General features: G+C 51.5%; 21 protein-coding genes, 2 tRNA genes and 3 rRNA genes. 14 read left to right on the plus strand and 12 right to left on the minus strand.

Features of this window, described 5'->3' with window-relative positions:
- Position 1: 1 nt before the first annotated feature.
- The 7 genes from ACOQPM_RS22335 (at position 2) to ACOQPM_RS22365 (ending at position 8,132) form a co-directional block, all read left to right on the plus strand.
- Positions 2 to 574, plus strand: a complete 573-nt coding sequence (locus tag ACOQPM_RS22335) for a hypothetical protein (RefSeq protein WP_420630606.1) — start codon at positions 2 to 4, stop codon at positions 572 to 574.
- Between the two features lie 773 nt (positions 575 to 1,347).
- Positions 1,348 to 2,852 (plus strand): 16S ribosomal RNA (locus ACOQPM_RS22340).
- 170 nt (positions 2,853 to 3,022) lie between these two features.
- A tRNA-Ile gene (locus ACOQPM_RS22345) sits at positions 3,023 to 3,096 on the plus strand.
- 7 nt (positions 3,097 to 3,103) lie between these two features.
- A tRNA-Ala gene (locus tag ACOQPM_RS22350) sits at positions 3,104 to 3,176 on the plus strand.
- A gap of 329 nt (positions 3,177 to 3,505) precedes the next feature.
- Positions 3,506 to 6,466, plus strand: a 23S ribosomal RNA gene (locus ACOQPM_RS22355).
- Between the two features lie 101 nt (positions 6,467 to 6,567).
- Positions 6,568 to 6,684, plus strand: a 5S ribosomal RNA gene (gene rrf / locus ACOQPM_RS22360).
- The 16S, 23S and 5S rRNA genes sit together here with 2 tRNA genes alongside, the layout of an rRNA operon.
- 143 nt (positions 6,685 to 6,827) lie before the next feature.
- Positions 6,828 to 8,132: an MFS transporter gene (locus tag ACOQPM_RS22365; protein ID WP_420630607.1), complete on the plus strand. Its 1,305-nt coding sequence runs from the start codon at positions 6,828 to 6,830 to the stop codon at positions 8,130 to 8,132.
- Here ACOQPM_RS22365 and ACOQPM_RS22370 read toward each other — a convergent pair.
- On the minus strand, positions 8,129 to 8,584 hold the full coding sequence (locus ACOQPM_RS22370; protein ID WP_420630608.1) for a GNAT family N-acetyltransferase: 456 nt from the start codon (positions 8,582 to 8,584) through the stop codon (positions 8,129 to 8,131). The genes ACOQPM_RS22365 and ACOQPM_RS22370 overlap by 4 nt on opposite strands.
- Positions 8,585 to 8,854: 270 nt before the next feature.
- Here ACOQPM_RS22370 and ACOQPM_RS22375 point away from each other — a divergent pair, with 270 nt between their 5' ends.
- The 7 genes from ACOQPM_RS22375 (at position 8,855) to ACOQPM_RS22405 (ending at position 15,183) form a co-directional block, all read left to right on the plus strand.
- Positions 8,855 to 10,657 (plus strand): hypothetical protein, encoded by a 1,803-nt coding sequence (locus ACOQPM_RS22375; protein WP_420630609.1) that lies wholly within the window; start codon positions 8,855 to 8,857, stop codon positions 10,655 to 10,657.
- Positions 10,658 to 10,679: 22 nt separating this feature from the next.
- Positions 10,680 to 11,102 carry a VOC family protein gene (locus ACOQPM_RS22380; RefSeq protein WP_420630610.1) on the plus strand — a complete coding sequence of 141 codons (423 nt, stop codon included), beginning with the start codon at positions 10,680 to 10,682 and terminating at the stop codon, positions 11,100 to 11,102.
- 3 nt (positions 11,103 to 11,105) lie between these two features.
- Positions 11,106 to 11,822: a hypothetical protein gene (locus ACOQPM_RS22385; protein WP_420630611.1), complete on the plus strand. Its 717-nt coding sequence runs from the start codon at positions 11,106 to 11,108 to the stop codon at positions 11,820 to 11,822.
- Between the two features lie 69 nt (positions 11,823 to 11,891).
- Positions 11,892 to 13,118 (plus strand): MFS transporter, encoded by a 1,227-nt coding sequence (locus tag ACOQPM_RS22390; RefSeq protein WP_420630612.1) that lies wholly within the window; start codon positions 11,892 to 11,894, stop codon positions 13,116 to 13,118.
- Positions 13,119 to 13,168: 50 nt separating this feature from the next.
- Positions 13,169 to 13,786: an NAD(P)-dependent oxidoreductase gene (locus ACOQPM_RS22395; RefSeq protein WP_420630613.1), complete on the plus strand. Its 618-nt coding sequence runs from the start codon at positions 13,169 to 13,171 to the stop codon at positions 13,784 to 13,786.
- A gap of 268 nt (positions 13,787 to 14,054) precedes the next feature.
- The gene (locus ACOQPM_RS22400; protein ID WP_420630614.1) at positions 14,055 to 14,597 is read left to right on the plus strand and encodes a DUF3307 domain-containing protein; all 543 of its coding nucleotides are present in this window, start codon (positions 14,055 to 14,057) and stop codon (positions 14,595 to 14,597) included.
- Between the two features lie 202 nt (positions 14,598 to 14,799).
- The gene (locus ACOQPM_RS22405; protein ID WP_420630615.1) at positions 14,800 to 15,183 is read left to right on the plus strand and encodes a response regulator; all 384 of its coding nucleotides are present in this window, start codon (positions 14,800 to 14,802) and stop codon (positions 15,181 to 15,183) included.
- A gap of 20 nt (positions 15,184 to 15,203) precedes the next feature.
- Here the strand turns inward: ACOQPM_RS22405 and ACOQPM_RS22410 are convergent, their stop codons facing one another.
- The 11 genes from ACOQPM_RS22410 to ACOQPM_RS22460 all read right to left on the minus strand — a co-directional run bounded on the left by ACOQPM_RS22410 (position 15,204) and on the right by ACOQPM_RS22460 (position 24,487).
- A complete protein-coding gene (locus ACOQPM_RS22410) occupies positions 15,204 to 15,863 on the minus strand; it encodes a response regulator (RefSeq protein ID WP_420630616.1) in 660 nt (219 codons plus the stop codon).
- 56 nt (positions 15,864 to 15,919) lie between these two features.
- Positions 15,920 to 17,392, minus strand: a complete 1,473-nt coding sequence (locus ACOQPM_RS22415; RefSeq protein WP_420630617.1) for a histidine kinase — start codon at positions 17,390 to 17,392, stop codon at positions 15,920 to 15,922.
- Positions 17,393 to 17,443: 51 nt separating this feature from the next.
- Positions 17,444 to 18,304, minus strand: coding sequence for an ABC transporter permease subunit (locus ACOQPM_RS22420; RefSeq protein ID WP_420630618.1), 861 nt, complete (start codon positions 18,302 to 18,304; stop codon positions 17,444 to 17,446).
- 70 nt (positions 18,305 to 18,374) lie between these two features.
- Positions 18,375 to 19,268 (minus strand): ABC transporter ATP-binding protein, encoded by an 894-nt coding sequence (locus ACOQPM_RS22425; RefSeq protein ID WP_420630619.1) that lies wholly within the window; start codon positions 19,266 to 19,268, stop codon positions 18,375 to 18,377.
- A 247-nt stretch (positions 19,269 to 19,515) separates the two neighbouring features.
- Positions 19,516 to 20,769 carry a sensor histidine kinase gene (locus tag ACOQPM_RS22430; RefSeq protein ID WP_420630620.1) on the minus strand — a complete coding sequence of 418 codons (1,254 nt, stop codon included), beginning with the start codon at positions 20,767 to 20,769 and terminating at the stop codon, positions 19,516 to 19,518.
- A gap of 3 nt (positions 20,770 to 20,772) precedes the next feature.
- The gene (hslO, locus tag ACOQPM_RS22435) at positions 20,773 to 21,642 is read right to left on the minus strand and encodes an Hsp33 family molecular chaperone HslO (RefSeq protein ID WP_420630621.1); all 870 of its coding nucleotides are present in this window, start codon (positions 21,640 to 21,642) and stop codon (positions 20,773 to 20,775) included.
- Between the two features lie 46 nt (positions 21,643 to 21,688).
- Positions 21,689 to 22,084 carry a type II toxin-antitoxin system VapC family toxin gene (locus ACOQPM_RS22440; protein WP_420632412.1) on the minus strand — a complete coding sequence of 132 codons (396 nt, stop codon included), beginning with the start codon at positions 22,082 to 22,084 and terminating at the stop codon, positions 21,689 to 21,691.
- Entirely contained in the window at positions 22,081 to 22,314 is a 234-nt protein-coding gene (locus tag ACOQPM_RS22445; RefSeq protein ID WP_420630622.1) for a CopG family transcriptional regulator, read from the minus strand. The genes ACOQPM_RS22440 and ACOQPM_RS22445 overlap by 4 nt, the downstream gene beginning before the upstream one ends.
- Before the next feature lie 66 nt (positions 22,315 to 22,380).
- Positions 22,381 to 23,484 (minus strand): permease, encoded by a 1,104-nt coding sequence (locus tag ACOQPM_RS22450; protein ID WP_420630623.1) that lies wholly within the window; start codon positions 23,482 to 23,484, stop codon positions 22,381 to 22,383.
- Positions 23,485 to 23,533: 49 nt separating this feature from the next.
- Entirely contained in the window at positions 23,534 to 23,860 is a 327-nt protein-coding gene (locus tag ACOQPM_RS22455) for an ArsR/SmtB family transcription factor (RefSeq protein ID WP_420630624.1), read from the minus strand.
- A gap of 186 nt (positions 23,861 to 24,046) precedes the next feature.
- Complete coding sequence (locus ACOQPM_RS22460) at positions 24,047 to 24,487, minus strand: SRPBCC family protein (RefSeq protein ID WP_420630625.1); 441 nt, start codon at positions 24,485 to 24,487, stop codon at positions 24,047 to 24,049.
- Positions 24,488 to 24,620 lie beyond the last annotated feature (133 nt).

Raw genomic sequence — 24,620 nt, forward strand, 5'->3', positions numbered from 1 at the left:
CATGAGCCAAGAGAAAGGAAGATCTGAAAGTGAGGCAAAAGAACGCGCCAGCACTTTGGCTGCGTTGCTTAAAGAAAAGCCGAAACGGGGACGGCCGTCACGCAACGTCAGTCGGCAAAATGTCTACGTTGCCTTAACCAAATCCCAAAAAAAACAGATGAAACAGCTTGCTGGCCTTTTGGGAGGCAGCATCAGCCGCGCTGACATTCCCGACCTTTCTATCACCGTTCTTTCAGCACGCCTCGAAGCCCTTCGCCGCGCCGTTGCCGATCGCAACCGCGAAATGCCAGAAGGTATCACCGATCTAGAATCACTCTATCTTCTGTGGGATCTTCCCTTGCCATCAAAAGATGAAAAAGAGCCGAGCTGGACCTCAATCCGCGTTTCTCCCCAACAGGTTATCGAACTCGGCCGTTCGCATGGCACCTTGAATGCTGTTTTTGGGGCTAATCGCAGCCAAACGTTCAGTTTAGCTCTTTCCCTGCTTGAACAACTCGTTGAAGATCACCCTCTTATACAACAGTTTGAAATCGTCGAAGAGCTTCGTAAACAGATTATCGAAATTTACGCCTAGTGTTCCGACCAACAAATATTGACGGGTAGCGCATCTGAGCAGAATGTTAAACTGAAACCACTTGCAAACGATCTATCCGTCAAAGAAGTTGGTTTCAGTATTAGTCTGCACAAAAGTTAGGTCAGAAGCAGGCTGATCTGCCCAATTTTTTGTTCGCAAATCAAACGCCCTATAATTGCTAGAATATGGATAAATATAAGCCAAACCAATGATTTTATAGCAAAATATATCCAATAGATTGAAACAATTGTACGATCAAAAAAGTTTGCCGAAAATCCTTATATATAATAAGTAGGCAAAGTTACAAGAGAGCGAGATAAACTGTAGTAAGCTGGCATAAATGTCAGACAAATGCAGAAATCCCTTTGAAATCAGCTTGACATGGGAAACGGCCGTCGCTATAATCCCGCCTCGTTGATGTGGTATAGATAACTTCTAAAAATCACTCAAAGAAAACTAAAAATTGTTCTTGACAGTGCAAAAAAACTATGGTAGATTACTGCGCTGTTGATTACAGCGGATGTCGTTGCAAAAAGCAAAACATCCATCACAAGTGTACACCCAGCTTAAGAGCATTAAGAGAGGTAGCAAGATAGTGAAGCGGCTCGCTCAGAGTCGTTTTTTGTTCTCTATGCTGCTGACTACAGCAAATAGCGCGGTAACTTGTAAAGCACCTTGACAACTGAAGAGTGATGAAAACAAGACAGTAAAGCTTGGGTTCTAGAGTCAAATCAAAAAGTAGTTCTGTGGTAATACCACGGATATAAATTCTCTTTATGGAGAGTTTGATCCTGGCTCAGGATGAACGCTAGCGGTGTGCCTAATGCATGCAAGTCGAACGGGATCCTTTGGATTCGTCTGAAGGTGAGAGTGGCGAACGGGTGAGTAACACGTAGGTGACCTGCCCCGGAGAGGGGGACAACCACTGGAAACGGTGGCTAATACCCCAGATGTCTTTGCACTTAGAAAGCAATGACTAAAGCTCCGGCGCTCCGGGAGGGGCCTGCGGCCCATCAGCTCGTTGGTAAGGTAATGGCTTACCAAGGCAAAGACGGGTAGGGGGCGTGAGAGCGTGACCCCCCACACTGGTACTGAGACACGGACCAGATACCTGCGGGTAGCAGCAGCAAGGAATATTGCCCAATGGACGAAAGTCTGAGGCAGCAACACCGCGTGGAGGATGAAGGCCTTCGGGTTGTAAACTCCTTTTCTGGGGGAAGAGAAAGGACGGTACCCCAGGAATAAGTCTCGGCTAACTACGTGCCAGCAGCCGCGGTAAAACGTAGGAGGCAAGCGTTATCCGGATTTACTGGGCGTAAAGCGCATGCAGGCGGTTTTTTAAGTCGGACGTGAAAGCTCCCGGCCCAACTGGGAGAGGCCGTTCGAAACTAGGAAACTTGAGGATGGTAGAGGAGAGTGGAATTCCCGGTGTAGTGGTGAAATGCGTAGATATCGGGAGGAACACCAGTGGCGAAGGCGGCTCTCTGGGCCATTCCTGACGCTCAGATGCGAAAGCTAGGGGAGAGAACGGGATTAGAAACCCCGGTATTCCTAGCCGTAAACGATGTCAACTAGGCGTAGGAGGTTATTGACCCCTTCTGTGCTGTAGCTAACGCATTAAGTTGACCGCCTGGGGACTACGGCCGCAAGGCTAAAACTCAAAGGAATTGACGGGGACCCGCACAAGCAGCGGAGCGTGTGGTTTAATTCGAGGCTACGCGAAGAACCTTACCAGGGCTTGACATATAGCTGGTAGTGAGTCGAAAGATGAACGACCCTTCGGGGAGGCTATACAGGTGCTGCATGGCTGTCGTCAGCTCGTGCCGTGAGGTGTTAGGTTAAGTCCTGTAACGAGCGCAACCCTCGTCGTTAGTTACATGTGTCTAACGAGACTGCCGGTGATAAGCCGGAGGAAGGTGAGGATGACGTCAAGTCAGCATGGCCTTTATGTCCTGGGCTACACACACGCTACAATGGCCGGTACAATGGGTTGCCAAGCCGCGAGGCGGAGCCAATCCCCCAAAGCCGGTCTCAGTTCGGATTGCAGGCTGCAACTCGCCTGCATGAAGTCGGAGTTGCTAGTAACCGCGCGTCAGCAACAGTGCGGTGAATACGTTCCCGGGTCTTGTACACACCGCCCGTCACGTCATGGAAGTTGGCAACGCCTGAAGTCGGTGGGCTAACCTAACGGAGGCAGCCGCCTAAGGCGGGGTCGGTAACTGGGACGAAGTCGTAACAAGGTAGCTGTAGCGGAAGCTGCGGCTGGATCACCTCCTTTTAAGGAGTATCTGCAAAGTTGAGAAACTTTGTACACTCCAGGTCAAACATCTTGTTTATTCAAGGTGTCCCAACTTTACCTTGTTTTTGTCACTCTTCAGCGGTCAAGGTTGAAATTTGCTCTTTATTAACATTTTCAGCTTGTTTGTTGCCGTGTTGTTTGAAAACTAAGGGCCTGTAGCTCAGCTGGTTAGAGCGTTCCTCTGATAAGGGAGAGGTCGTTGGTTCGAGTCCAACCAGGCCCACCTTTTCGGGGATGTAGCTCAGTTGGGAGAGCGCCGCCTTTGCACGGCGGAGGTCAGGAGTTCGAGCCTCCTCATCTCCATGATTTAGTTTAATATTTGAGGTATTTAACTAATTTTGATTAAGCAGCAAATTTTTTATCTTATTGAAATTTAGTCGCCTACATAGTTTGCCAAACTGTGAAGTCCGGCTAAATGCTGGGCTTTTTTCATTTATAAGATAAAAACTCTAAGTGGTTAGCTTTTGGGAACTAATTTAAATATTTTCCAAAAGCCAGTTACTTAGGTAAGTGGATGGCTTTTTAAGCCATTGTTCTTTAATAACTAAATAGTAATCGCAAAATTTCTACAAATTGTGCATCAAGAAACAAGAAACAATGTACGTGAGAAAATCGAATTCTCCGTATCATGTGTGTAAGCTACTAAGAGCGCACGGTGGATGCCTTGGTGTCAAATGCCGATGAAGGACGTGGTACACTGCGATAAGCCTCGGGGAGTTGTGTGCAGACGCTATATCCGAGGATGTCCGAATGGGGAAACCCACCAGGGGTCGATGCCCTGGTACTGTTATCTGAACACATAGGATAACAGAGGGAACGGGGTGAACTGAAACATCTTAGTAACCCTAGGAAAAGAGATTATTCCCTGAGTAGTGGCGAGCGAAAGGGGATCAGCCCAAACCGTTATCTTTATGGTAACGGGGTTGTAGGACTTGCATATGAAAGTGATAAATTTATTTGGCAGTAAAACTTTTCTGGAAAGTTAGACCATAGAAGGTGACAGTCCTGTATACGAAACCAAATAAACTTTCGCAATGTTCCTGAGTACGGCGGGGCACGCTAACCCTGTCGGAATCTGGGAGGCCCACCTCCCAAGGCTAAATACATTTGACAACCGATAGCGTACAAGTACTGTGAAGGAAAGGTGAAAAGACCCCCGGTAAGGGGAGTGAAATAGAACCTGAAACCGTGTGCTTACAACCGGTCGGAGCACTATGGCGTTCTTCGGAACGCAAAGGTGTGACGGCGTGCCTTTTGGAGAATGAGCCAGCGAGTTAATTTCAGTGGCAAGGTTAAGTCAGAAACAGACGGAGCCGCAGCGAAAGCGAGTCTGAATAGGGCAATAGAGTCGCTGGAATTAGACACGAAACCAAGTGAGCTACCCATGTGCAGGCTGAAGCGAGATTAATCTCTCGTGGAGGGCCGAACCCACTAATGTTGCAAAATTAGGGGATGACGTGTGGGTAGGGGTGATATGCCAAACGAACTTGGAGATAGCTTGTTCTCTCCGAAATAGCTTTAGGGCTAGCGTCGCGTGTTTAGTACAGGGGGTAGAGCACTGGATGAGCAAGGGGGCGCAAGCTTACCAACCTCAACCAAACTCCGAATACCTGTATTCTATAGCGCGGCAGTCGGACTATGTGAGATGAGTTTCATAGTCGAGAGGGAAACAACCCAGACCGACGGCTAAGGTCCTCAAATCTATGCTAAGTGGGAAACGATGTGAGAGTGTTCTGACAGCCAGGAGGTTGGCTTAGAAGCAGCCACCCTTTAAAGAGTGCGTAATAGCTCACTGGTCAAACGCTTTTGCGCGGAAAATGTAACGGGGCTAAAGCATAGTACCGAAGCCACGGATTGGCGATTCTTTGAATCGTTGATGGTAGGAGAGCGTTCTGTAAGAGATACAAGGGTAACCGAGAGGATATCTGCGGCTTACAGAAGTGAGAATGCTGGCATGAGTAGCGTAAAACATGTGAGAAACATGTTCCCCGTAAACCTAAGGTTTCCGACGGAAGGTTAATCCGCGTCGGGTTAGTCGGTCCTTAGCCGAGGCCGAAAGGCGTAGGTGATGGATATCCGGTTAATATTCCGGAACCACTTATTTGGAGTGATGGAGGGACGCAGTTTGGTAGGTCAGCCCCTTATTGGATTGGGGTGCTAAACGTCTAGGATAAAGATGGGTATAGGCAAATCCGTACCCTGAATCTGAAGCGTGATGGCGGTGCCTATAGAGCCAGAAGTGATTGAGCCAAGCTGCCGAGAAAAACTTCTAAACGTTGATATTTAAGTGACCGTACCGCAAACCGACACTGGTAGGTGGGTAGAGTATACCAAGGGGATCGAGAGAACCTTCGTTAAGGAATTCGGCAAAATTCCCCCGTAACTTCGGGAGAAGGGGGGCCTCTGCTGGTTAGCAATTAAGCGAAGCTGGCGGAGGCCGCAGAGAAATGGCTTCTTCAACTGTTTAACAAAAACACAGGTCTCTGCTAAGTCGAAAGACGATGTATAGGGGCTGACGCCTGCCCAGTGCTGGAAGGTTAAGGGGAGAGGTTAGTGCGCTTCGGCGTGCGAAGCTTTGAACCGAAGCCCCAGTGAACGGCGGCCGTAACTATAACGGTCCTAAGGTAGCGAAATTCCTTGTCGGGTAAGTTCCGACCCGCACGAATGGCGTAATGAGAGAAGCACTGTCTCAACGAAGGACTCGGCGAACATTGAAGTACGTGTAAAGATGCGCGTTACCCGCAGCTGGACAAAAAGACCCCGTGAAGCTTTACTACAACTTGGCATTGAGTTAGGGCTTAGTTTGTGTAGGATAGGTGGGAGGCTTTGAAGCTGGCACGCTAGTGTCGGTGGAGCCGCCGTTGAAATACCACCCTGGCTAAGTTTTGGCTCTAACCTATAACCGTTACCCGGTATGGGAACAGTGCCTGGTGGGTAGTTTGACTGGGGCGGTCGCCTCCGAAAGTGTAACAGAGGCGCCCAAAGGTTCGCTCAGGCTGAATGGAAACCAGCCGTAGAGTGTAAAGGCACAAGCGAGCTTGACTGCAAGACATACAAGTCGCGCAGGGACGAAAGTCGGGCTTAGTGATCCCACGATTCCGAGTGGAAGGGTCGTGGCTTACCGGATAAAAGCTACTCCGGGGATAACAGGCTAGTCTGGTCCAAGAGTTCACATCGACGACCAGGCTCGGCACCTCGATGTCGGCTCATCGCATCCTGGGGCTGGATAAGGTCCCAAGGGTTGGGCTGTTCGCCCATTAAAGCGGTACGTGAGCTGGGTTCAGACCGTCGTGAGACAGGTCGGTCTCTATCCGCTGTGGGCGTAAGGGATTTGAAGGGAGCTGCCCCTAGTACGAGAGGACCGGGGTGGACAGACCTCTAGTGTGCCAGTTGTCGTGCCAACGGCATCGCTGGGTAGCTACGTCTGGCAGGGATAACCGCTGAAAGCATCTAAGCGGGAAGCTCGCCCTAAGATTAGATCCCTCATCCATTTTGGAGTAAGACCGCTAGGAGACTACTAGCTTGATAGGCGGCATGTGTAAGTGCAGTAATGTATTTAGCTAAGCCGTACTAATGGTCGAGGGCTTACGTTCCACTTGATACGGAGACTTCGGTTTTCTGACGTTGTATGATTTTAGATTGATTGCTATTTAGTTTTAGACGAAGACGACCCAATTTGTTTATAAGAAGGTCTCTTGGTGATTTGAGCGGCGAAGGTACACCCGGTCCCATCCCGAACCCGGAAGTTAAGCTCGCTAGCGCTGATGGTACTTGGGGGGTGACCCCCTGGGAGAGTAGGTCATTGCCAAGAGGCCTTTTTATTTACCCTAAATAAAGGGTTTGAATACCCCGCCATCTGTGGCGAAAAGATTCTATTTGATGCCCTGCTGTTTGTGGCAGGGTAGTTCATTTCCTCCTTTCCTCTAATTAATCTCTATTTGAATAGGTTCTTTGATGCAAGAGTATATTTCTCTGTTGAGGCGGAACAAGGATTACCGCTATTTATGGTTGGGCAATGTTGTTTCGCTGCTGGGTGATTGGTTTAATCTGATTGCTGCGGCTGAGTTGATAACGGAGTTGAGCAGTGCTGGGGTAGCTATTAGCTACCTTTTTTTGGCGCGTTTTTTGCCTTTGTTTGCTTTTAGTCCTCTGGCTGGGGTTTTGGCTGACCGGTATGACCGCAAGATGTTGATGGTGGTGTCTGATGTTTTGCGGGCTATTGTGGTTTGGGGCTTCTTGGTTGTGGGGATAACGGGGCAGGTTTGGCTGTTTTATTTGCTGACGGTGGCGCAGTTTGCTTTGAGTGCGCTGTTTACGCCGGCGCGTTCTGCTGTGGTGGCGATGGTTGTTGATCGTCAGGAGTTGGTGACAGCCAATGCACTGGATAGTTTTACGTGGAGTACGATGCTGGCGTTGGGGGCGTTTTTTGGGGGGATTGTTGCGGCCGTTTTTGGGGCAGAGACGGCTTTTATATTGGATGGATTTACGTTTTTGCTTTCAGGTTGGTTTATTAGTCGTGTTGTGTTGCGGGCGAAAGAATCTGTAGAGGGTGAAGGTGGCCAAGGCGGTTGGCTAGATTTTGTAGATGGGTTTCGTTATTTGTGGGGACGGCCGTATCTGCTGATCCTCAGCTTAATTAAAGCAGCGGGTTCATTGGTATGGGGGGCTGTGAATGTGTTGGAGATTAGTTTTGCAGAGGATGTGTTCCCTTTGACTATGTTTTCTTTGGCGGAGACGTTGCGTATTGAGGATGGGGGGACGGCATCGCTGGGCATTATTTATGTGATTAGTGGTTTGGGAACTGGCTTAGGGCCTTTGTTTATGCGGCGTTGGCTGGGGAGTCGCCCACCAAGATTAATTCTTGGCTCAGCCATTGGCATGGTGTTGGTGTCGGTTGGTATTTGGGGATTGGGTGTGGCTCCGACTTTTGGCTTATTTTTGCTGGCGACGTTGGTGCGTACGGTGGGCAGTGGGACGATGTGGGTATTTTCGGCCGTTTTGTTGCAAATTGTGGTGCCGGATCGTTATCGGGGGCGGGTGTTTGCTTTTGAATTTGCTATGTTGACGCTTACGCAGTCGGTTTCTATTTTGTTGGCGGGTGTGCTGCAGGATTCGCCGATGTGGAGCCTGAATGGGGTGGCGTTCTTTTTTGCAGGGCTGGGGATGTTGTTGTCGTTTGGCTGGGTGAGTTTTTACAGTTGGTCGCGGCGCAATTCGTCTGATGAGCGGGTGGAGGCGTTTTGGTTTGCGGGCGATTAAGCTGTTTTCTCGAAGTGAGTGTCGCCGCCCCAGTGGCCGATGATTTGGTAGCCGCTGGCCTGGTAGAAGGCAATCACATTATGCCAGGTTTGGGTGGTTTCGAGGACGATTTTTGAGAATTGACGGAGTTTTGCGGCCGTTTCCAAATGCGCCAAAATTAATTGACCAATTCCCTGCCGTCTATTGGCTTTTTTGACTGACATACGGACGATACGGCCGTATCCCCTCTCCTCATTTTCAGTAATCAAAGCTCCACAACCAACAATTTCTCCATTTTGTACTGCCAGTAAAAAAGTTTCTCCCTGATAGCTGTGGGCGATATCGTTGAGATCGGGGTTGAGGGTGAGATCAAGCGTACCCCAATGGTCGGCCAGACCAGCCAGGATAAGTTGTTTTACGGCCGTTTGATCTTGGGGGCGAAACGGCCGTATCTCTATTTGCCCGTAATTCATTATTTAAGCCTCTTATTGTACTGTTTTTCTATTGTTATTGTATGCTAGGTAACGGCCGTTTTCCACTGATGCTTACTTTCTAGTTAAATAATGCGTTGTTAGGAGGTGCTATGTACCGTCGTGCTGTTTTAGGGTTGTTGATCTCTTCAAGCCTGATTTTGCTTTGGCAGCTACAGGAACATTGGTGCAGAGCGTTGGCAAACCTCGCTGTAGATGAGAAGATGAGCGGGTTTTGGCAGACACAATCATTCGATCGGGAGGGTTTTTAAGATGAGAAAGCGTTTTGTTTTGATAAGCATCTTATTGCCGTTGGTGAGTTTACTCTTGTTCTGGCATACATTTTCCTGTAGCGTGCAAGCCAAACCGCCAATGATTGATGTCGGGGGTTCTATTACCAGCGATACCACCTGGACATTCGCCAACAGCCCCTACATTCTCACCGACACGGTCACCATAGAAGCAGGTGTGACGCTGACGGTGGAAGCGGGCGTGACAATCATGGTGCCAGACATGGGAGAATATTTGGATGTACAGGGGCATTTGGAAGCAGTGGGTACGGCCGTAAATCCCATCCTCTTCACCTCAATTGACGATCTGGCTAGCAACAACTGGTCTGGCATTGCCGTGTCCGGTTCTGCCAACTTTGCCCACGCCACCTTGCGCCATGCGTACACGGCGCTGTTTATTTCTGGCAGCATCGGCGGAGATGTTTCTTTAGCAGATAGCGTTGTGGAAGAAAATCTTGTTTACCCAATTGTTGTGAATACCGATGCCCTGCACCGGCTAAAAATGGACAACGTGACGTTTAGCAACAACGTCCCCAATCGGGTGGGTATCGAAACGGCCAGCGGAAATCTTGCCCTTGCGGGTAGTCCAACCCTAGAGCCGCAGCCCGGTTTGGAGGGATACGAAGAACTAAATACCGATATTCCTACTGTTTTTACGGTGCCAGAGGGCATTACGCTGACATTGGAACCGGGCACAAATTTGATGATGCTGAGTACCGTGCAGGTAGCAGGGCATGTGGCAGCCAATGGCACGGCAACTGATCCGGTTATCTGGCAAGCGGTTCCTGAAAGTGCAGGGGGTGTTTTTTCGGTGATTGTGTTGCCAGCGGGTACGGTTGCATTCAATCAAACCACGCTCAAAGGCAGCCCAACGTTAGGCCTCGCAGTTGTGGGTGAGTCAGACCGGCCCATCATTATCCAAAACAGTACGCTGGAAGATATGGGTGACTACCCCATGCTCATCGTGCCGCCGTCACTACATCGGGTCGAGATGAATAATCTCACATTCAGTAATAATGCTTTTAACCGCGTGCTGGTTGATACGGAGGGTGGACAGGATGCGATTGTGGCCGATGTCAAGCTAACAGCCCAGCCGGGATTAGAATGGTATGAATTTGCCGATGGCAGTAGTTCGCAAACGCCGCCTGCCCAATTTGTGGTGCCAGAAGGTATCACGCTCACAGTGGAGCCAGGTGTGGAATTGCGTTTTGGGGATGGGGCGGAGGAGTTTGTCGTGAATGGCAGTCTTTTTACCCGTGGTTCTTTAGCCCAACCTGTAACGCTCACCTCTGGTAGCAATGCAACTGCTGGCGATTGGCTGGGACTGATAATTAATGGCGAGGTTGATTTGGTAAATACGGCCGTTCGCTTTGGCAACCACAATCTGACTATTAACAATACCGCAGACGCCCTGCTAGAAAATGTAACTTTGACCCAGGCTGAATTTGCGGGGTTGCGGGTAGTGGGCGGGATGGTAACGGCCGTTCGCAGTCAATTCGCCCAAAACGGGACGGATGGGATTTTAGTAGAAAACAACGGAGCGCCCGCAGTTTCCATTAGCAGTTCGGGTATTAGCAGCAACGGCAGCACGGGGCTGCGGAATTTGAGTGGTACGCTCGTTGAAGCAGAAGGCAATTGGTGGGGAGACGCTTCGGGGCCATCCGGGGACGGTTCTGGCAGCGGGGATGGGGTAGAAGGCGATGTGAATTTTTCATCATGGTTAACAGATGAACTGTGGACAATGTTGCACTATGAGCTATATTTGCCCAGTATCATTTTACCTTGATTTGGATTCGCATAGCCAATTTATGAATAAAAGACCCCCAATTGAACAGCAGGTAACGTTTTTACATGCGCGCGATTTGGTGGAAACGGCCGTTTTCTACGAAAACATCCTCGGCCTAGAGTTGGTGCTGGATCAGGGGATCTGCCACATTTACGCCAGCGGTGGCGACGCTTATTTGGGCTTTTGCCAGACGCTGGGGCAGCATATGGACGCGCCACCTGCCACCAACCACATCATGCTTACTTTGGTGACGCCAGACGTAGACGGCTGGCACGATTATTTGGTGGGGCAGGGAGTTACCATCGAAAAGCCACCGACGCTTAATGAAAAGTTCAACATTTACCAATGCTTTGTTCGTGATCCCAATGGCTATCTGATTGAAATACAAACTTTTTTAGACCCTGCTTGGCCGAAGACAGTACGACATAGTGAGATTGGAGATTAGAGATTGGAGACTGAGCTGCGGGACGAGAAATTTGATTGGGCGATTTACGTAGACGCTACGTTGGCTGGTTTGGCGCTCCTCATCCCGATTCCTCTAGTGGATTTGCTGTTCGAGTGGATTTTTAAGCGGCGGATGCCGCAAGCGATTGCCAGACGGAACGGCCGTACCCTCCCTTCAGAAACCGTCCGCCAAATAAATAGCAGCCAGTTTAGCTGCTTGGGCTGCCTGCTGTGGCCGCTGGAGCTGATTTGGCTGCTGCTCAAGCGCACTTACCGCACGATTTTGTATTTTCTAACGGTGAAGGAAGCAACAGACAAGCTCAGTTTTTATTGGCATCGTGCCTATTTACTAGACAAGATGATCGAGCGCGGCGATTTGGATCATCAGGAAGGGGCAGCGTTGGCGGCACAGGCACTGCACCAAGTCTTGGACGAGCTGACAACCAGCCCGCTGACGCAGTTGGCGCAGGAGGTGGTGGCTAATGTGCGGCACATTCTGCGCTCTAGCTGGCGCTGGCTGCGGCGCAAGCAGGAAGATGAAATGATGGCCCGCACGCGCTCCCAAATGGCCTTGGCCTGGCGCGATTTGTCTACTTATTTTGCTCAAGTGGGTGCCCAATATGAGCAGAAGCTCGACCAATTGCATATTGCCCGCCTGCAAGAAAGCATGGTTATGACGGACGCTAGGGCAGATACGGCCGTTCCCCCATCCAATGAGTAGAATAACGTATAGCGTATTCCGTTATCTTCTACAGAAGAGCTGCCAGCCCATCCAGCAGCCTAATTGTTCATGAATTTACGAAATATAGACAGACGGCTGCTTACCATTTTGCTCATTGTGTTTGTGCAAATGGTTGGGGCAGCGATGGCGTTGCCCATTTTGCTGCTTTATGCCCAGCGCCAGTTTGAAATTAGGCCAGAGTATAATGTGCTGCTGCTGTCCTCCTTTTTTGCCGCGCAATTTTTAGCAGGGCCTGTGATTGGGCGTTTGTCGGATAAATACGGCCGTATCCCCGTCCTCATCATTAGCCAAATTGGCACCGTCATCAGCTTCATCATGATCGGGGCTGCGCCCAACGTGGCGGTGCTGTTCATTGCCCGCATTCTAGATGGCATCACCGGCGGCAACATCATTGTGGCTCAAGCCTACATCACCGACATTACCCCACCAGAAAAGCGCACTGAATCACTTGGCTACATTTTTGCTGCCTTTGGCCTGGGTTTTGTCTTTGGCCCCGCGCTGGGGGGAACCCTTTCTTCCGCCTTTGGGCCACGCATACCCTTCTTCATGGCGGCGGTGGCGGCAGGCCTAACCGTCTTATTGACCTGGCGCACGCTTTCAGAAACGCTCACCCTGGAACAACGCATGAAAAACCGCGCGGCACGGCGGGGCGGCCTTGCCCCAGCCGAAGTGCTCCGAAACGCGCCGCTCTTGGCAATTTTATTGGTTGCCTTCATTGGTCAATTTGCGCTGGGATTGCTGCAAGCGACCTTTGCCCTGTTTGGGGATGCGGTGCTTTTTGCCGATTACAGCGACCAAATTGTAGATTTGGGCATTGGCATTTTATTGGCAATCGTTGGACTTTCTCAATTCTTAACCCAAACCTTTCTCATTCGGCGGGTGCTACCCCGGTTTGGTGAAACGAATCTGGTGATTATTGGCGGCACGCTGCGTGCAGTGGGCATGTTTACCCTGGCCATTGCCATAGTGCCCTGGCATGGCGTACCCGGTTCCATCTTGTTCCCAATTGGCATGGGGCTGATGATGCCGCCGTTGCAATCGCTGTCTACCCGCGCTGTGCCAGATGAGGTTCGGGGCGGGGTGCTGGGTCTTTATCAATCTACCATTAGCCTGGCCACCATTTTTAGCACGGCGTTGGGGGGTATTGTATTTGCCATGAACCCGCGTTACCCGTATTGGCTAGGGATGGCGCTTTCCATACTTGCGTTGGTGCCGGTCTTTGTCTTTTTGCGACGGCCGTTATCCGCAAGCCATAGCCAAAAAATTCATTTTTAGCAATAATTAAGCGCAATAAGGACAAGGAAGAAAAAGCGAGGCAAACCACGATGAAATTAGCCATATTTGGCGCAACGGGCGGCACTGGACAAGAAATTGTCAAACAGGCACTCGATGCCGGGCATGAAGTCACCGTCCTAGTGCGCGACCCAGCCAAACTCCATGTAAAACATGACAAACTATATCTGGTTATTGGGGATGTCCTCAATCTGGAAAAGGTTGAAGAAGCGTTAGCAGGGTCAGAAGCTGTCTGCTGTTCGCTGGGCAATACCGCCCACAATCCCGATTTTGTTGTGTCTGACGGTACGCAAAACATTATTGCGGGCATGACCAAGCAACATATTCAGCGACTGGTGGTTGTCTCTGCTTTGGGGGTGGGGGATAGCAGGGATCGTGTTTCCCGCTCCTTCAAGATGCTGATGAAAACGGTGCTTCGCAAAGCGTATGAAGATAAAGAGCGGCAAGAGCAGTTTGTGCGTGAAAGCGACCTGGATTGGATCATTGTGCGCCCTGGCGGCCTCACCAACGGGCCGGCCACGGGCGACTACGCGTTTGGTCTTGATCCGGACATTGGTGGCAGGCAAGTTTCCCGCGCCGATGTTGCCGCCTTTGTTTTGCAACAGCTTTCAGACGATACCTTCTTACACCAAACCCCTGCCATTGCCTAAAAATTAGTGAACCTGACGTGAATAAGCAGACCCGCTAGTGACTTTTTTGGTCATTTGCAGGTCTTTTATGTTGGATTGTCAACTGATTCACACTGGCAACGTACGGCCGTATGCAGCCAATTTATTCCCAAACCTGTACTTTGTTACGATGCCCTGGCATCGCTATTTGATAACTTAAATTGTGTTCTGCCAGGCAAACCAAGGTGCTTGTAGCCAATCCATCTGCCCCCTACCTTGCAACTGTTTCCTGGCAGATGGTTTTTGTTTAATGACAACATTTTTCACTTTATTGTTAGCCCACCTATTAGCTGATTTCCCACTGCAAACCAACCGTATTTTTCGCCTGAAGGTTGCTGGCAATGTCGGGCTGGCGCTTCATGTAGGCATCCACCTGATCATGACAGGCTTGTTGCTGCAAAACCCAGCCCAGCACATAGATTTGCTGCTGGTGCTAGGCGTTGCCCATTTTGTAACCGACTGGATTAAAGTGCGCTTTCCGGGCGAGCCACAATGGCCTGGCTTTATTCTGGATCAGCTAGCCCACCTGACAGCCATTGTTTTGTTAGCAATTTGGCAGCCAGCTGTAACGGCCGTACTTCCCCTCTCGCTGCTGCTTCCCCTCATCCTGTTCGTGTTCTTGCCTGCCGCGCTCATGCTGCTGTGGGTATGGGCTAATGATGCCCAAGAGCAAAACCGATACCAGCAATCCCGCTCAGTTAATTGGGCCAGTCAGCGCCTGCTCACAATCTCGCAGCGCACCGGCTGGATTGCCGTCGTGGTGGTCATTGCTTGCCGGCTCTTTCTGCTGTAGTAGGACTTTCTGGCTATGTTTTCTTGCTGCAAAAGCTGTAAAGTGCAGCAGCAGCATGGTTTAATACAGTGCGGAATGAGCAGTTAAACATACCACAGAGGAAACGACCTGAGCGCCAGCTCAACGCCATAAATGAAAATCAACAGATTTTCTTTGTGTTCCTGGTGTGCTCTGTGGTGAAATTACTTTCGAAGGAGCAATTGTGAAGAAATCAATTTTAGTCGTGGATGATGAGCCCAACTTACGTATGCTGCTGCGGCATATGCTAGAAACTGGTAACTTTGACGTTGCAGAAGCGGAAGATGGCCTGGATGCTCTAGACAGGCTGAACAAGATAACCCCCGATTTGATGATTTTGGACGTGATGATGCCTGAACTGGATGGTGTGAGCCTTTGCAAGCAGTTGCGATCCACTTCCCAATATGCCAAACTGCCTATTGTGATGTTAAGCGGCAAAACGCAGTACAAAGCGGTGCAAGAAGGATTAGCTGCTGGCGCAGATCGTTACCTGTGCAAGCCCATCACGGTCAATGAACTACTTGAAACGGTGCGCGAGGTTTTGGCAGCAGCAACGGCCGTTTCCTAAATGATGACACTTGTGTGGGCTTAAGCATCCCCTCGCCTAACAACCCCCTCGCGCCAGGCCAAAACGGCCGCTTGCGTGCGGTCAGCCAGATGTAGCTTGCTAAGTATATTGCTCACGTGGCTCTTCACCGTCTTTTTGCTGATGACCAACTGATCGGCAATGCTGCTGTTGTTTGCTCCGTCAGCAATGAGGCGCAACACCTCCATTTCCCGGTCACTCAGTTCAGTAAAAACGTTGACGGATTCCTGCCGTGAGCCGTGCAGCTCTTGCACCACGCGGGCTGCCACACGCGGATGCAGCACTGCTTCCCCTTGGGCTGCCTGGCGCACGGCATCGGCCAGCGCTGCGGGTTCAATATCCTTGAGCAAGTAGGAAAGCGCCCCGGCGCGAATGGCCGGGAAAATATGCTCGTCTTGGTGGAAGGAGGTGAGCATGATGATTTGGGTGCGTGGGCTTTGTGCCTTGAGCTGGCGAGTGGCTGTCACGCCATCCATGCCGGGCATCACTAAATCCATTAGCACCACGTCTGGGGCGTGTTCAGCGGCGAGGGCAACGGCCGTTGCCCCTGAATCTGCCTCTGCCACCACCTCGATGTCTGCCTGGGTTTGCAAAAACGCCCGCACCCCCTGCCGCACTACTTTGTGATCATCCACTAGTAAAACTGTAATTTTCTCACTCATATTTTTCCTAAAGCGGTTTCTTAACCGCGCAGTTTTCACGCGGAAAGAATCCGCGGCTACGATTGTAGAGGCACAGTGGCGGTGAGCTGTGTGCCTTGCCCTGGCATGCTGTGTGTGGCGAGACGGCCGTTTACAGCCGCCAACCGCTCTTGCATGCTGCTCAGCCCCAGACCGTAGGCGGTGGCTTCCGTATCGAAGCCTTGCCCATCGTCGCTAATCGTCATCGTAAAGGTGTCGTCTTGCCAGGCCAGATGGAGCGTGACACGATTGGCTCCGCTGTGCCGGGCAACATTGGCCAACGCCTCTTGCGCCACGCGGAACAGGGGCTGCTCAACTTGCAGAGGTAACGGCCGTTCGCCAGAAATCTTCACATCGGCAGCAATGGACGTGCGGCGTGACCAATCTGCGGCATAGCCGCGCAACGCCTCGCCCAGTCCCTTGCCTTCTAAAGCAGCGGGTCGCAGCTCTTGGATAAGCCCCGTTAGCTCCTGCTGTGCCTGCCGTGCAAGCTGTTCTGCCTCTTGCAGATGGGTTTTGGCGGTCGCCAGGTCACTTTCCAGCATGGTTTGGGCGGCACCAAGCTGCATGGCGGTGGCAAACACCTGCTGCTTTACAGAATCATGCAAATCACGCGCCAGTCGGTTGCGCTCTTCCAGAGTGGCCAGTTCAGCACGGGTTTGCACCAGATTTTGTAGCTGTTCCGCCATTTGGTTAAGCCGCCGTGCCAGTTGGCCGATTTCGTCGCCAGACTCATCCTGCACATAAGCAGAAAAATCGCCCTGACTCCACGATTCGGCTGTTTGGCCTAGCTGGCGCAGGCGGCGGCTGAAGCTGCGTGAAGCAATAAAACCAAAAATGGTACCTACCCCACCTGCCAGCGCAAAGATGATGAACAGAAGCGGCAAAATGCCTAAAATGGTGTTGGCAGTAAACACGTCTGAATTGCCGCTGGGTAAATCCATCACCAGAAAGAAGACCCCCAACAGCTCTTGATCTGCACCAAATGAAGGAACGGCCACAAAAATGTCATTGGTTTCAGGGTGAACGGCCGTTACCAATTCCGGATCGCTTTCTCCGAGCAAAGCCTGTTCGTAAGCGGGCAGAGCCTCCTCAAACAGTAACGCTGCCACGGGCTGGCTCAAATTGTCGCCCGGTTCCAGCGCCAGTAGGTTGCCTGCGGGGTCTACCACGGCCGCAAACAAGACATCGGAAAAGCGCACGTTGCTGACGCCAACGCCACTGGACGATTCAACCTGGAACTCGTCCCCTTGTTGGGAGCTGTCTAGCCAAGCGCGTAGGCCGTCCAGGTTAGGGGGGTCTTGGGCTAAAAATTCAGCAATCTGGGCATTCACCGGGCGCAGCACGGGCTGGAAAGCGGTGGCCACATCAGGAATGAACAGGCCGATGACGGAGGCGGCAATGAGGAAGATAATGAGAAAAACGGCCGCTGCCACCGCCGTCGTCACCCAGGTGTAAGAGAGGGTCAGTTTCCATTGCAAGGTGCGGAAGCGGCTGAAGAAGTTTTTCATGATTAAAGTATATGTCGTAGAGACGTTGCACTGCAACGTCTCTACAATAATTTACCCACCCAAATCTTGCCGCCGGAAAGCCAGCACAGCCAGCCCGACAAACAAAATGGTGTAGAGGGCAATGCCGAAAGCGGCCGTTTCAGCACTGACGTCACTCGGAACGGTAGAGATTAGCCCCGCCTCGGCTGTAGCGCTGACGCGATTGAGCGAGGTGAGGCTGTTGCTGAGACCACCGGGCAAATAATGGGGGATGTCGCCCCAGAAGCCGCCCGCAAATCCAAGAAACTGTCGCAGCACGCCTTCAATGAGCATGGCGTAGGCCAAACCACCGCCTACGGCCACCACAGTGGATCGCGTTGCCACAGCCAGCAGAAAGGTAAGCGCCGCGTAAGGGAGCAGCGTGTACGCCGTCCGCAGTATGCTCAAGAATGCTTGCCACCAATCTACTTCGGCAAAGGGTAAGCTACCCTGAATGCTTTGGGTAATAAGGCCGGTCGTTATGGCTCCGCCCACAAAAGCGGCCATGACGATGAGAATGGCGGGGAGGATTACGGCCGTAAACTTGGCCAGCATCAAAACCGGACGCGAAACCCCATGACTGAGCCAGAGCTGCATTGTGCGCCAGCCGTACTCTTGCGCCGTGAGCGTGCCCACCAAAATGACGATAAATAATCCTCCGAGGCCGCTGCCAGCGGTCATATCAATGCCCAGGCGGAGCGCTAGCGGCCAGGCGACCAGCTCTTCCACCGAGCCATCTGCCGTGATGACCACGTTGCTGTCGGTTGATTGGCTAGCCAGATAGATGACCAGCGGTATAAAAACGGCCGCTGCCGCTGCAAAGGCCATTTCTATCCACAAAATTTTGCGATTGGTTAACTTCTTTTGTTCCACAGATACCATTTGCCAAAACATGAGGTTCTCCTTGGGTGAGGCGTGAAACGTGAAACGTGAGTAAAAAAAATCACGTTTCACGTTTCAAGAATTATTTTGTCAGCTCTAAAAATAAGCTTTCCAAATCTGACTTCTGCGTGATAACTTCGCTGGGGATGATGCCATTTTGGGCTAGATGGGCGACGGCCGTTTCACTCTCGATGCCGCTTACCTGTACATACCCACCGTTGGTTACAATCGCTGCCTGGGGCAGTTGGGCGAGCAGTTCTGCTGCCTGATCTGGATTTTTCACTTTGAGCCGTACCGATTGTTCGCTTTGGTTTAGCAGCTCTTCCACTGCGCCCTGGGCTACAATCTCGCCCTGGCGAATGACAGCGATGCGGTCGCATACTTGCTCCACCTCGTGCAGCAGGTGGCTGCTAAGGAAGATGGTGATGCCGTCGTCGGCTAGCTGGCGGATGAGGGTGCGAACTTCGCGCATTCCGGCGGGGTCTAGCCCGTTGGTTGGCTCATCCAGAATGATGAGTGACGGCCGATGCAGCAGTGCCGCGCCCAGCCCCAGCCGCTGCTTCATCCCGGTGGAGAAGCCCGCCACTTTGCGCTCAGCGGCCTGGGTGAGGCCGACTAGTTCTAGTACTTCGTTGATACTGCCGTCATCTACCCCATCATGCAACTTGGCCACAAGCTGCAAATTTTTTCGTGCCGTCAGGTAGGGAATGAGCGACGGCGCACCCACCAGCGAGCCAACCTGCTTCAGCGCACCGTTTTGGCTGGGCATTACCGGCTTATCGAACAGGGTAATGCGCCCGGCGCTGGGATGAATCAGCCCCAATACCATGCCAATGGTGGTTGTTTTCCCCGCGCCGTTTGGCCCCAGAAAGCCAAACACCTCCCCCTGCTGCACCCGCAAGTTGACGGATTGAACGGCCGTAACCGCCCCAAAATTTTTGCTCAGATCATCAGTTTGTAAAACGATGTTGTTCATGCAAAGCCTCCGTTAGTGGCCGGTGGGTAGTGGCTAGTCGCTGAAACAAGCTACTAAAACTAACCACTAAAACCAGCCACAAATCAATACCTGTTCTGAGTGTAAACAAGTGGTTCAGTGACCACATCCGCCCACAGAACCAAAGTGGCTCCGCCCGCAGGCCCATTTGCCAAAGGGCGCGTTAAAAACTGGTGCCCTATGCAGGTGAAACGGCTTATCTAGTTTTTTTCTGCTGGGATTGTGAGGTTTAGCTGGTTTTTGGCAGGGTGATGCTGAATTGGAAGCCTTGTTGTGGGGCGGTTTTGATGTGCATACGGCCGTTCAAAAGCTGCACCCGCTCCTTAATGCCAATCAGGCCAAAGCTGCTGGTCGGTTTTGTGGTTAGGTCGGTGCCGATGCCGTTGTCTTGCATGGTGAGGACAGTTTCTGCTGGCGCATATTGCAGCAATACGTCCACGCGCGAGGCGCGGGCGTGCTTACGCACATTAGTAAAGCCTTCCTGTACGGCACGGTACAGCGTAAGTGCCACTTTGGGGTCACGGGTCGTCGGTTCCCCCTGAATTTGCAAATCAACCACGAGGCCAGTTTCGCGGGCAGCTTCGGCTAGCTGTTCCAATGCTTCGGCTAGCGATTGGTTTTCCAGGGGGGATTCGCGCAAGGCATTTACGGAGTGACGAACGGCCGTTAATCCCTCTTGCGTTAGATTTTGCGCTTTATCCAGCGCGTCCTGTGCTTTTTCCGGGTTTTGGGTCATGATGGTTTTGGCGGCTTCGATTTGCACGTTGACCACCGTGAGGTAGTGACCCAAATTATCATGAATTTCGCGGGCGACGCGGTTGCGCTCGCGCATAGTGGCCAGATCCTCCACCTGGGCGGCGTATTCCGCCAGGCGGTGGTTGGCTTGTCGCAAATCGGTTGCCAGCCGCTGAACTTCATTCCGGGCACTGCTTTCACGCACGGCAATGCTGGTGAAGATGAGGGTAAACACCATGGCCGCACTGATTGACAGCAGATCAATGATGGTTTCTAGAAAAGGTTGATCAGGAAAGTAAGCACGCCAGATAAGCCCCAGCAGGCCAAGGCTTACAACGGCCGTAAATAGCCAACCGCGTGATAAACTTTGAGCAGCAATCGGCAGAATCAAGATCCAAACAGACCCAGAACCTGTGTCTCGGGTTAGAAATAGCAACCCAGCGATGGCTGCAAATTGAATGCCAAAGTAAAGATAAGGCACCAAAGGAACATTAAGGAATCGCTCGTGCAGCATCATGCCGCCCGTGCCGTTGACCGTATAGACAAGCCAACAGAGTAGGACAAGGCCAATTTGCCAGGAAGGCAATGCCCAAAACCGGGTAGAAAAAAGCAAGGGAACGATGGCAACAACAGCCATGGCGATGACAACGACGTTGACACCGATGCCCGTAAATCGAATAGTAGATTCGATTTGGTCGGATATGCGTTCCTCGTTGGTGTAAGGGGTAATTTTAGTTGGTTGACGCATAGTTTACATGGTTTCTAGCAAGGCTTCTAGCTCTTCACGGCTGAATAGATATTGCTCATGGCAAAAGTGGCAATCAACGATAGCTTCCCCCTCGGTATTGATAATTTGGCGAAGTTCTATTGCGCCCAAGGAGATGAGGGCTTGTTCGCTGCGGGAGCGGCTACAGCCACATTCAAAGCGCAACGGCCGTTGCTCCAGCAGTTTATACGGCATCTTCCCAAACAGTAACGCTAAAATCTCTTCTGGCGTTTTATCGCTATGTAGCAAATCGGCTACCGGGGGTAGCTCTTGAATGTTATTGCGAAGCTGCTGCACAATGTCGGTTTCGTATGGCGGCAATGCCTGGATGAGCAGGCCGCCCACCGCTTGCAGCGTCCCATCTTCATCGGCAATGTGGCTGATTTCAATAAGCGACGGGATTTGCTCGGACTGATTGAGAAAAAAGGTAAGCTCGACGGCGATGTCGCCGCTGGACAGCGGAACGGTGCTTTCAACCAGCTCCGGCAGCAGCACGTCGCGCACGACGGTGAGCAGCCCGGTGTCGCCCAGGGCGGCGGCAACTTGTTCGCGGGTTTGGCTGGGTAGATTGACGAGTGGTTGGGAGACATAGCCCCGGATACGGCCGTTGTTATCTGACTCGACCAATATTTTCTGTAGCGGCCCGCTGCCCTCAAACTTGATGGCAATGCGCTGCCGCACCTTGAGCATGGCACCCATCAGCGCGGCCCCGGTGAGGGCGTGGCCCAGGGCAATGCTGGCGATGGGGAAGGTGCCATGCCGATCAGCCGCTTCTAGCGCCAAGCCACTGTTGCTAGAGACAATGACACGCACACCAGCCTCCCGCGCTAGCGCACGAACTAAATAATCATTCACAAAATAACCTCAAATGATTCTCAACCATTGCTGCATTCAAACAATATTAATACCAATCCTCAATTAGAAGTCTCGGTATACGTCCAAACTCCTTCACGTTATGCGTTACCAATGTGTGGTTATGCGCTAATGCCGTGCCAGCTATGAGCAGATCATACGGGCCAATGGGTTTTCCTGCCTGCTCCAATGTGGCTCGAATTTGGGCTGCTTGCCGCGCCTCAATTGAACCAAAGGGCAAAATAGCGACGACAGCTAACATCTCTGCAAGTTGCTGCTGCCGCTTCTCAGGCTGCGCTGACTTAGCCAACCCCACTTCCAACTCATACAGCACTACTGCGGGAATGCCAATCTCTTTCGGTGAACGGGCCAACAGCTTCCCTGACACTCGCCCCATGCCTTTGAAAAAATAGATCAGGGTATTGGTGTCCAATACAAACATTATTCGATTGGCTCCCGTACTGTGTCTTGCCCCAATGTAGCACGCATTGCTTCCACCTCTGGTAGATCGGGCCATGCTCCTGCTAGAGCTGTCACTGCCGCTGGCCACTCGTCATCCAACTTCTCGGCAATCAGATTGGCTACCCAGCGACTTTGTGAAAGGTTTGCTGCTTGGGCAGCTGCTCGCAGCCGAGCTTCCAATCTTTCATCTAAATAGAGTGTTATTTGAGCCATTCTCGATGCTCCTTTGATCCAAGTATATGTGCAATTATATGCCCCTTGTCTAGCCTGTCAATAGCTCTAGCCAAGAATATGATACAGGTAGCCTGCAACGACGGCTCCGACTAGGGAAAATGAGACGTAGAGTGCAAAAACACGCCGTGATGCTAGCTGCCATACGGCCGTCATCGCGGGCAAGGTGGTGGTAGGGCCAGCGACCAAAAAAGCCAGCCCTGCTGCCGGACTCATCCCCTGTGCCAGCAACCCGCTGACCATCGGCAAGGCGGCCAAGTTACTGGTGTAAACCGGCACGCCAATGAGAGCTGCAAACAGTATCGCCAGCGGATTTTCTTGCCCCAACAGATCGGTAATCCATGCTTCGGGAACATAGCGAATGATGAGTGCCTCCAAAACAAAAGCCAGTAGCATAAAGTGCAGCACCAACGATGTGGCCGCCCACGTTTCTTGAAGTAGCTTGGTTCTAAAAGGCAGGGGACGCGCACAGCTTGTGCCGCAAGCAGGCGCATCTTCACCGGCTGGCATGGCGCAGGATGTGCTGCCATCACAATCTGATTCTGTGACTGGCTCATGTCCTAGAGTGCCAATGCTAATGCCGCTCGCCGTTGCCAAAGCGGTTGGGGACGGTTGCGGTTGGCGAACCCGCTGTGTTAGCTTGTGCCAGTTGGTTGTCACCAATTCCTTGAGCGAGGCCACAGAAACGGTGCTAGCAGAACTTTTATCGCGCAGAATGTGTTCACCTAGCCAGCGGCGAGTCATGGCAAAGTGGGTGATGTAGCCAGCAGCCAAACTGAGTATTAGCGTGGCCACCAGCCGCCAGATGGCCAAATTCCAGCCAATGGTGGCAACACTTAAAAATAAAGTTTCGGGATCCATTGAGGGGGACGCAATCCAGAAGGCCATTACCGGAGCCAACGGTACGCCACCAATGAGCATGGCGGCCACCACAGGGATGACGGTGCAGGAACAAAACGGGCTAAATGCGCCAACGGCCGTTGCCAGAGCAATGGCCAGCAAAGGACGCGCAGTCAACGCACGCCGAATATACTTTGACGCGCCAGAGAGCTGTACAGCAACCGCCACCGGAATGGTGATGAGCAGATATGGCCAAATATTGACCAAGTTTTCAATAACAAAGTTAAAAAGAAACTGTAATTCTGTTAGCATGGGCTTTATCCTTTATCGTAAAAATACGATGAATGTTTGCAAAAAAATATTAAAAAATTTCCCCAACTTTTTGCCGGAACCAAGCAATGTTTTCCTCATGAAGGCAATAGCTGGTGGCTGAACCTTGTAGCGTGCCCTCAATCCAGCCCGCCTCGCGCAGCACCTTTAGATGTTGGGAGACGGTAGCTTGGGCAATTGGCAGAAAATTGACGATATCGCCTGTGATGCAGGTGGGATGCGTTACCAAAAACTTCATGATTTCAAAGCGCGTGGGATTGCCAATTGCTTTGAACATTTTGACCAATCGTTCTTGTTCCGCACCGGAGATATCTAAGGTGCAGCACGGTTCTGGAATTGTGGCTATTGTTTCCGTCATCTGGTTTGCTCTTTTAATTTATTATCGTATTTTTACGATGAAACGAGTTTAAACGAAACCGCTGCTATTGTCAAGTGTCAAAATCAAAGCGGATGGTGAACGGCCGTTTCCCCCAAACTTGCATCAGGCAGACCATACGCTTTCTGAGCCAAGATGGAGGAATGCGTATGGTCTATTTTCTTGAATTTATGCCGCGGATTGCTCCACCATTGCCACAAAGCGATCCATATCTTCGTCAGAGCGTTTTTGGATGGAGCCTTTGACAAAAGGAGCCATCAGCCGAAAGAGTCCTTTGAAGCGGTACTCATTCTCAACAACCCAGCGGGTACGATTATCGTCCAGGGCTTCAAAGCGGTTGGTGATGGCGTTGAAGACGGTGCTGTTGTCATAGGTGCCAGAGAAGGAGTCGGGCATGTTGCGCTCGGTGATGGTTTCGATGAGGATGACGGTACGGCCGTTTTCATCATAAACCAGCTTGGAAACCGCGCCTGGTTGCCCTGGTTGGCCGCTCTGATGCTCAAATGTTTGCAGCGTTGGCTGCCACGTCTTTAAATTTTCGGTATTGTCAAAGGCTTGCCACACCGCTTCCCGACTGGCTCGAATAATGCGCTCGTTCGTAAATTTCATGGGATTCTCCTTTTAGTTGCGAGTTGTTGGTTGTTAGTGGCTGGTTGATTGTGCTACTTACTAGCCACCAGCCACCAACCACTACAGCATTAGAATAGCGGAGAATGAGCCTGATTTCTTGACTTTTCTTGCT

The organism is Candidatus Leptofilum sp. (assembly GCF_965223525.1).
Classification (GTDB): Bacteria; Chloroflexota; Anaerolineae; order Promineifilales; family Promineifilaceae; genus Leptofilum.

What these genes read in the sequence shown, in the direction of transcription:
- ACOQPM_RS22335 (WP_420630606.1), top strand. Translation starts at nt 2, where the DNA reads ATGAGCCAAGAGAAAGGAAGATCTGAAAGTGAGGCAAAAGAACGCGCC.
- ACOQPM_RS22365 (WP_420630607.1), top strand. Translation starts at nt 6,828, where the DNA reads ATGCAAGAGTATATTTCTCTGTTGAGGCGGAACAAGGATTACCGCTAT.
- ACOQPM_RS22370 (WP_420630608.1), bottom strand. Translation starts at nt 8,584, where the DNA reads ATGAATTACGGGCAAATAGAGATACGGCCGTTTCGCCCCCAAGATCAA.
- ACOQPM_RS22375 (WP_420630609.1), top strand. Translation starts at nt 8,855, where the DNA reads ATGAGAAAGCGTTTTGTTTTGATAAGCATCTTATTGCCGTTGGTGAGT.
- ACOQPM_RS22380 (WP_420630610.1), top strand. Translation starts at nt 10,680, where the DNA reads ATGAATAAAAGACCCCCAATTGAACAGCAGGTAACGTTTTTACATGCG.
- ACOQPM_RS22390 (WP_420630612.1), top strand. Translation starts at nt 11,892, where the DNA reads ATGAATTTACGAAATATAGACAGACGGCTGCTTACCATTTTGCTCATT.
- ACOQPM_RS22395 (WP_420630613.1), top strand. Translation starts at nt 13,169, where the DNA reads ATGAAATTAGCCATATTTGGCGCAACGGGCGGCACTGGACAAGAAATT.
- ACOQPM_RS22400 (WP_420630614.1), top strand. Translation starts at nt 14,055, where the DNA reads ATGACAACATTTTTCACTTTATTGTTAGCCCACCTATTAGCTGATTTC.
- ACOQPM_RS22410 (WP_420630616.1), bottom strand. Translation starts at nt 15,863, where the DNA reads ATGAGTGAGAAAATTACAGTTTTACTAGTGGATGATCACAAAGTAGTG.
- ACOQPM_RS22415 (WP_420630617.1), bottom strand. Translation starts at nt 17,392, where the DNA reads ATGAAAAACTTCTTCAGCCGCTTCCGCACCTTGCAATGGAAACTGACC.
- ACOQPM_RS22420 (WP_420630618.1), bottom strand. Translation starts at nt 18,304, where the DNA reads ATGTTTTGGCAAATGGTATCTGTGGAACAAAAGAAGTTAACCAATCGC.
- ACOQPM_RS22425 (WP_420630619.1), bottom strand. Translation starts at nt 19,268, where the DNA reads ATGAACAACATCGTTTTACAAACTGATGATCTGAGCAAAAATTTTGGG.
- ACOQPM_RS22430 (WP_420630620.1), bottom strand. Translation starts at nt 20,769, where the DNA reads ATGCGTCAACCAACTAAAATTACCCCTTACACCAACGAGGAACGCATA.
- ACOQPM_RS22445 (WP_420630622.1), bottom strand. Translation starts at nt 22,314, where the DNA reads ATGGCTCAAATAACACTCTATTTAGATGAAAGATTGGAAGCTCGGCTG.
- ACOQPM_RS22450 (WP_420630623.1), bottom strand. Translation starts at nt 23,484, where the DNA reads ATGCTAACAGAATTACAGTTTCTTTTTAACTTTGTTATTGAAAACTTG.
- ACOQPM_RS22455 (WP_420630624.1), bottom strand. Translation starts at nt 23,860, where the DNA reads ATGACGGAAACAATAGCCACAATTCCAGAACCGTGCTGCACCTTAGAT.
- ACOQPM_RS22460 (WP_420630625.1), bottom strand. Translation starts at nt 24,487, where the DNA reads ATGAAATTTACGAACGAGCGCATTATTCGAGCCAGTCGGGAAGCGGTG.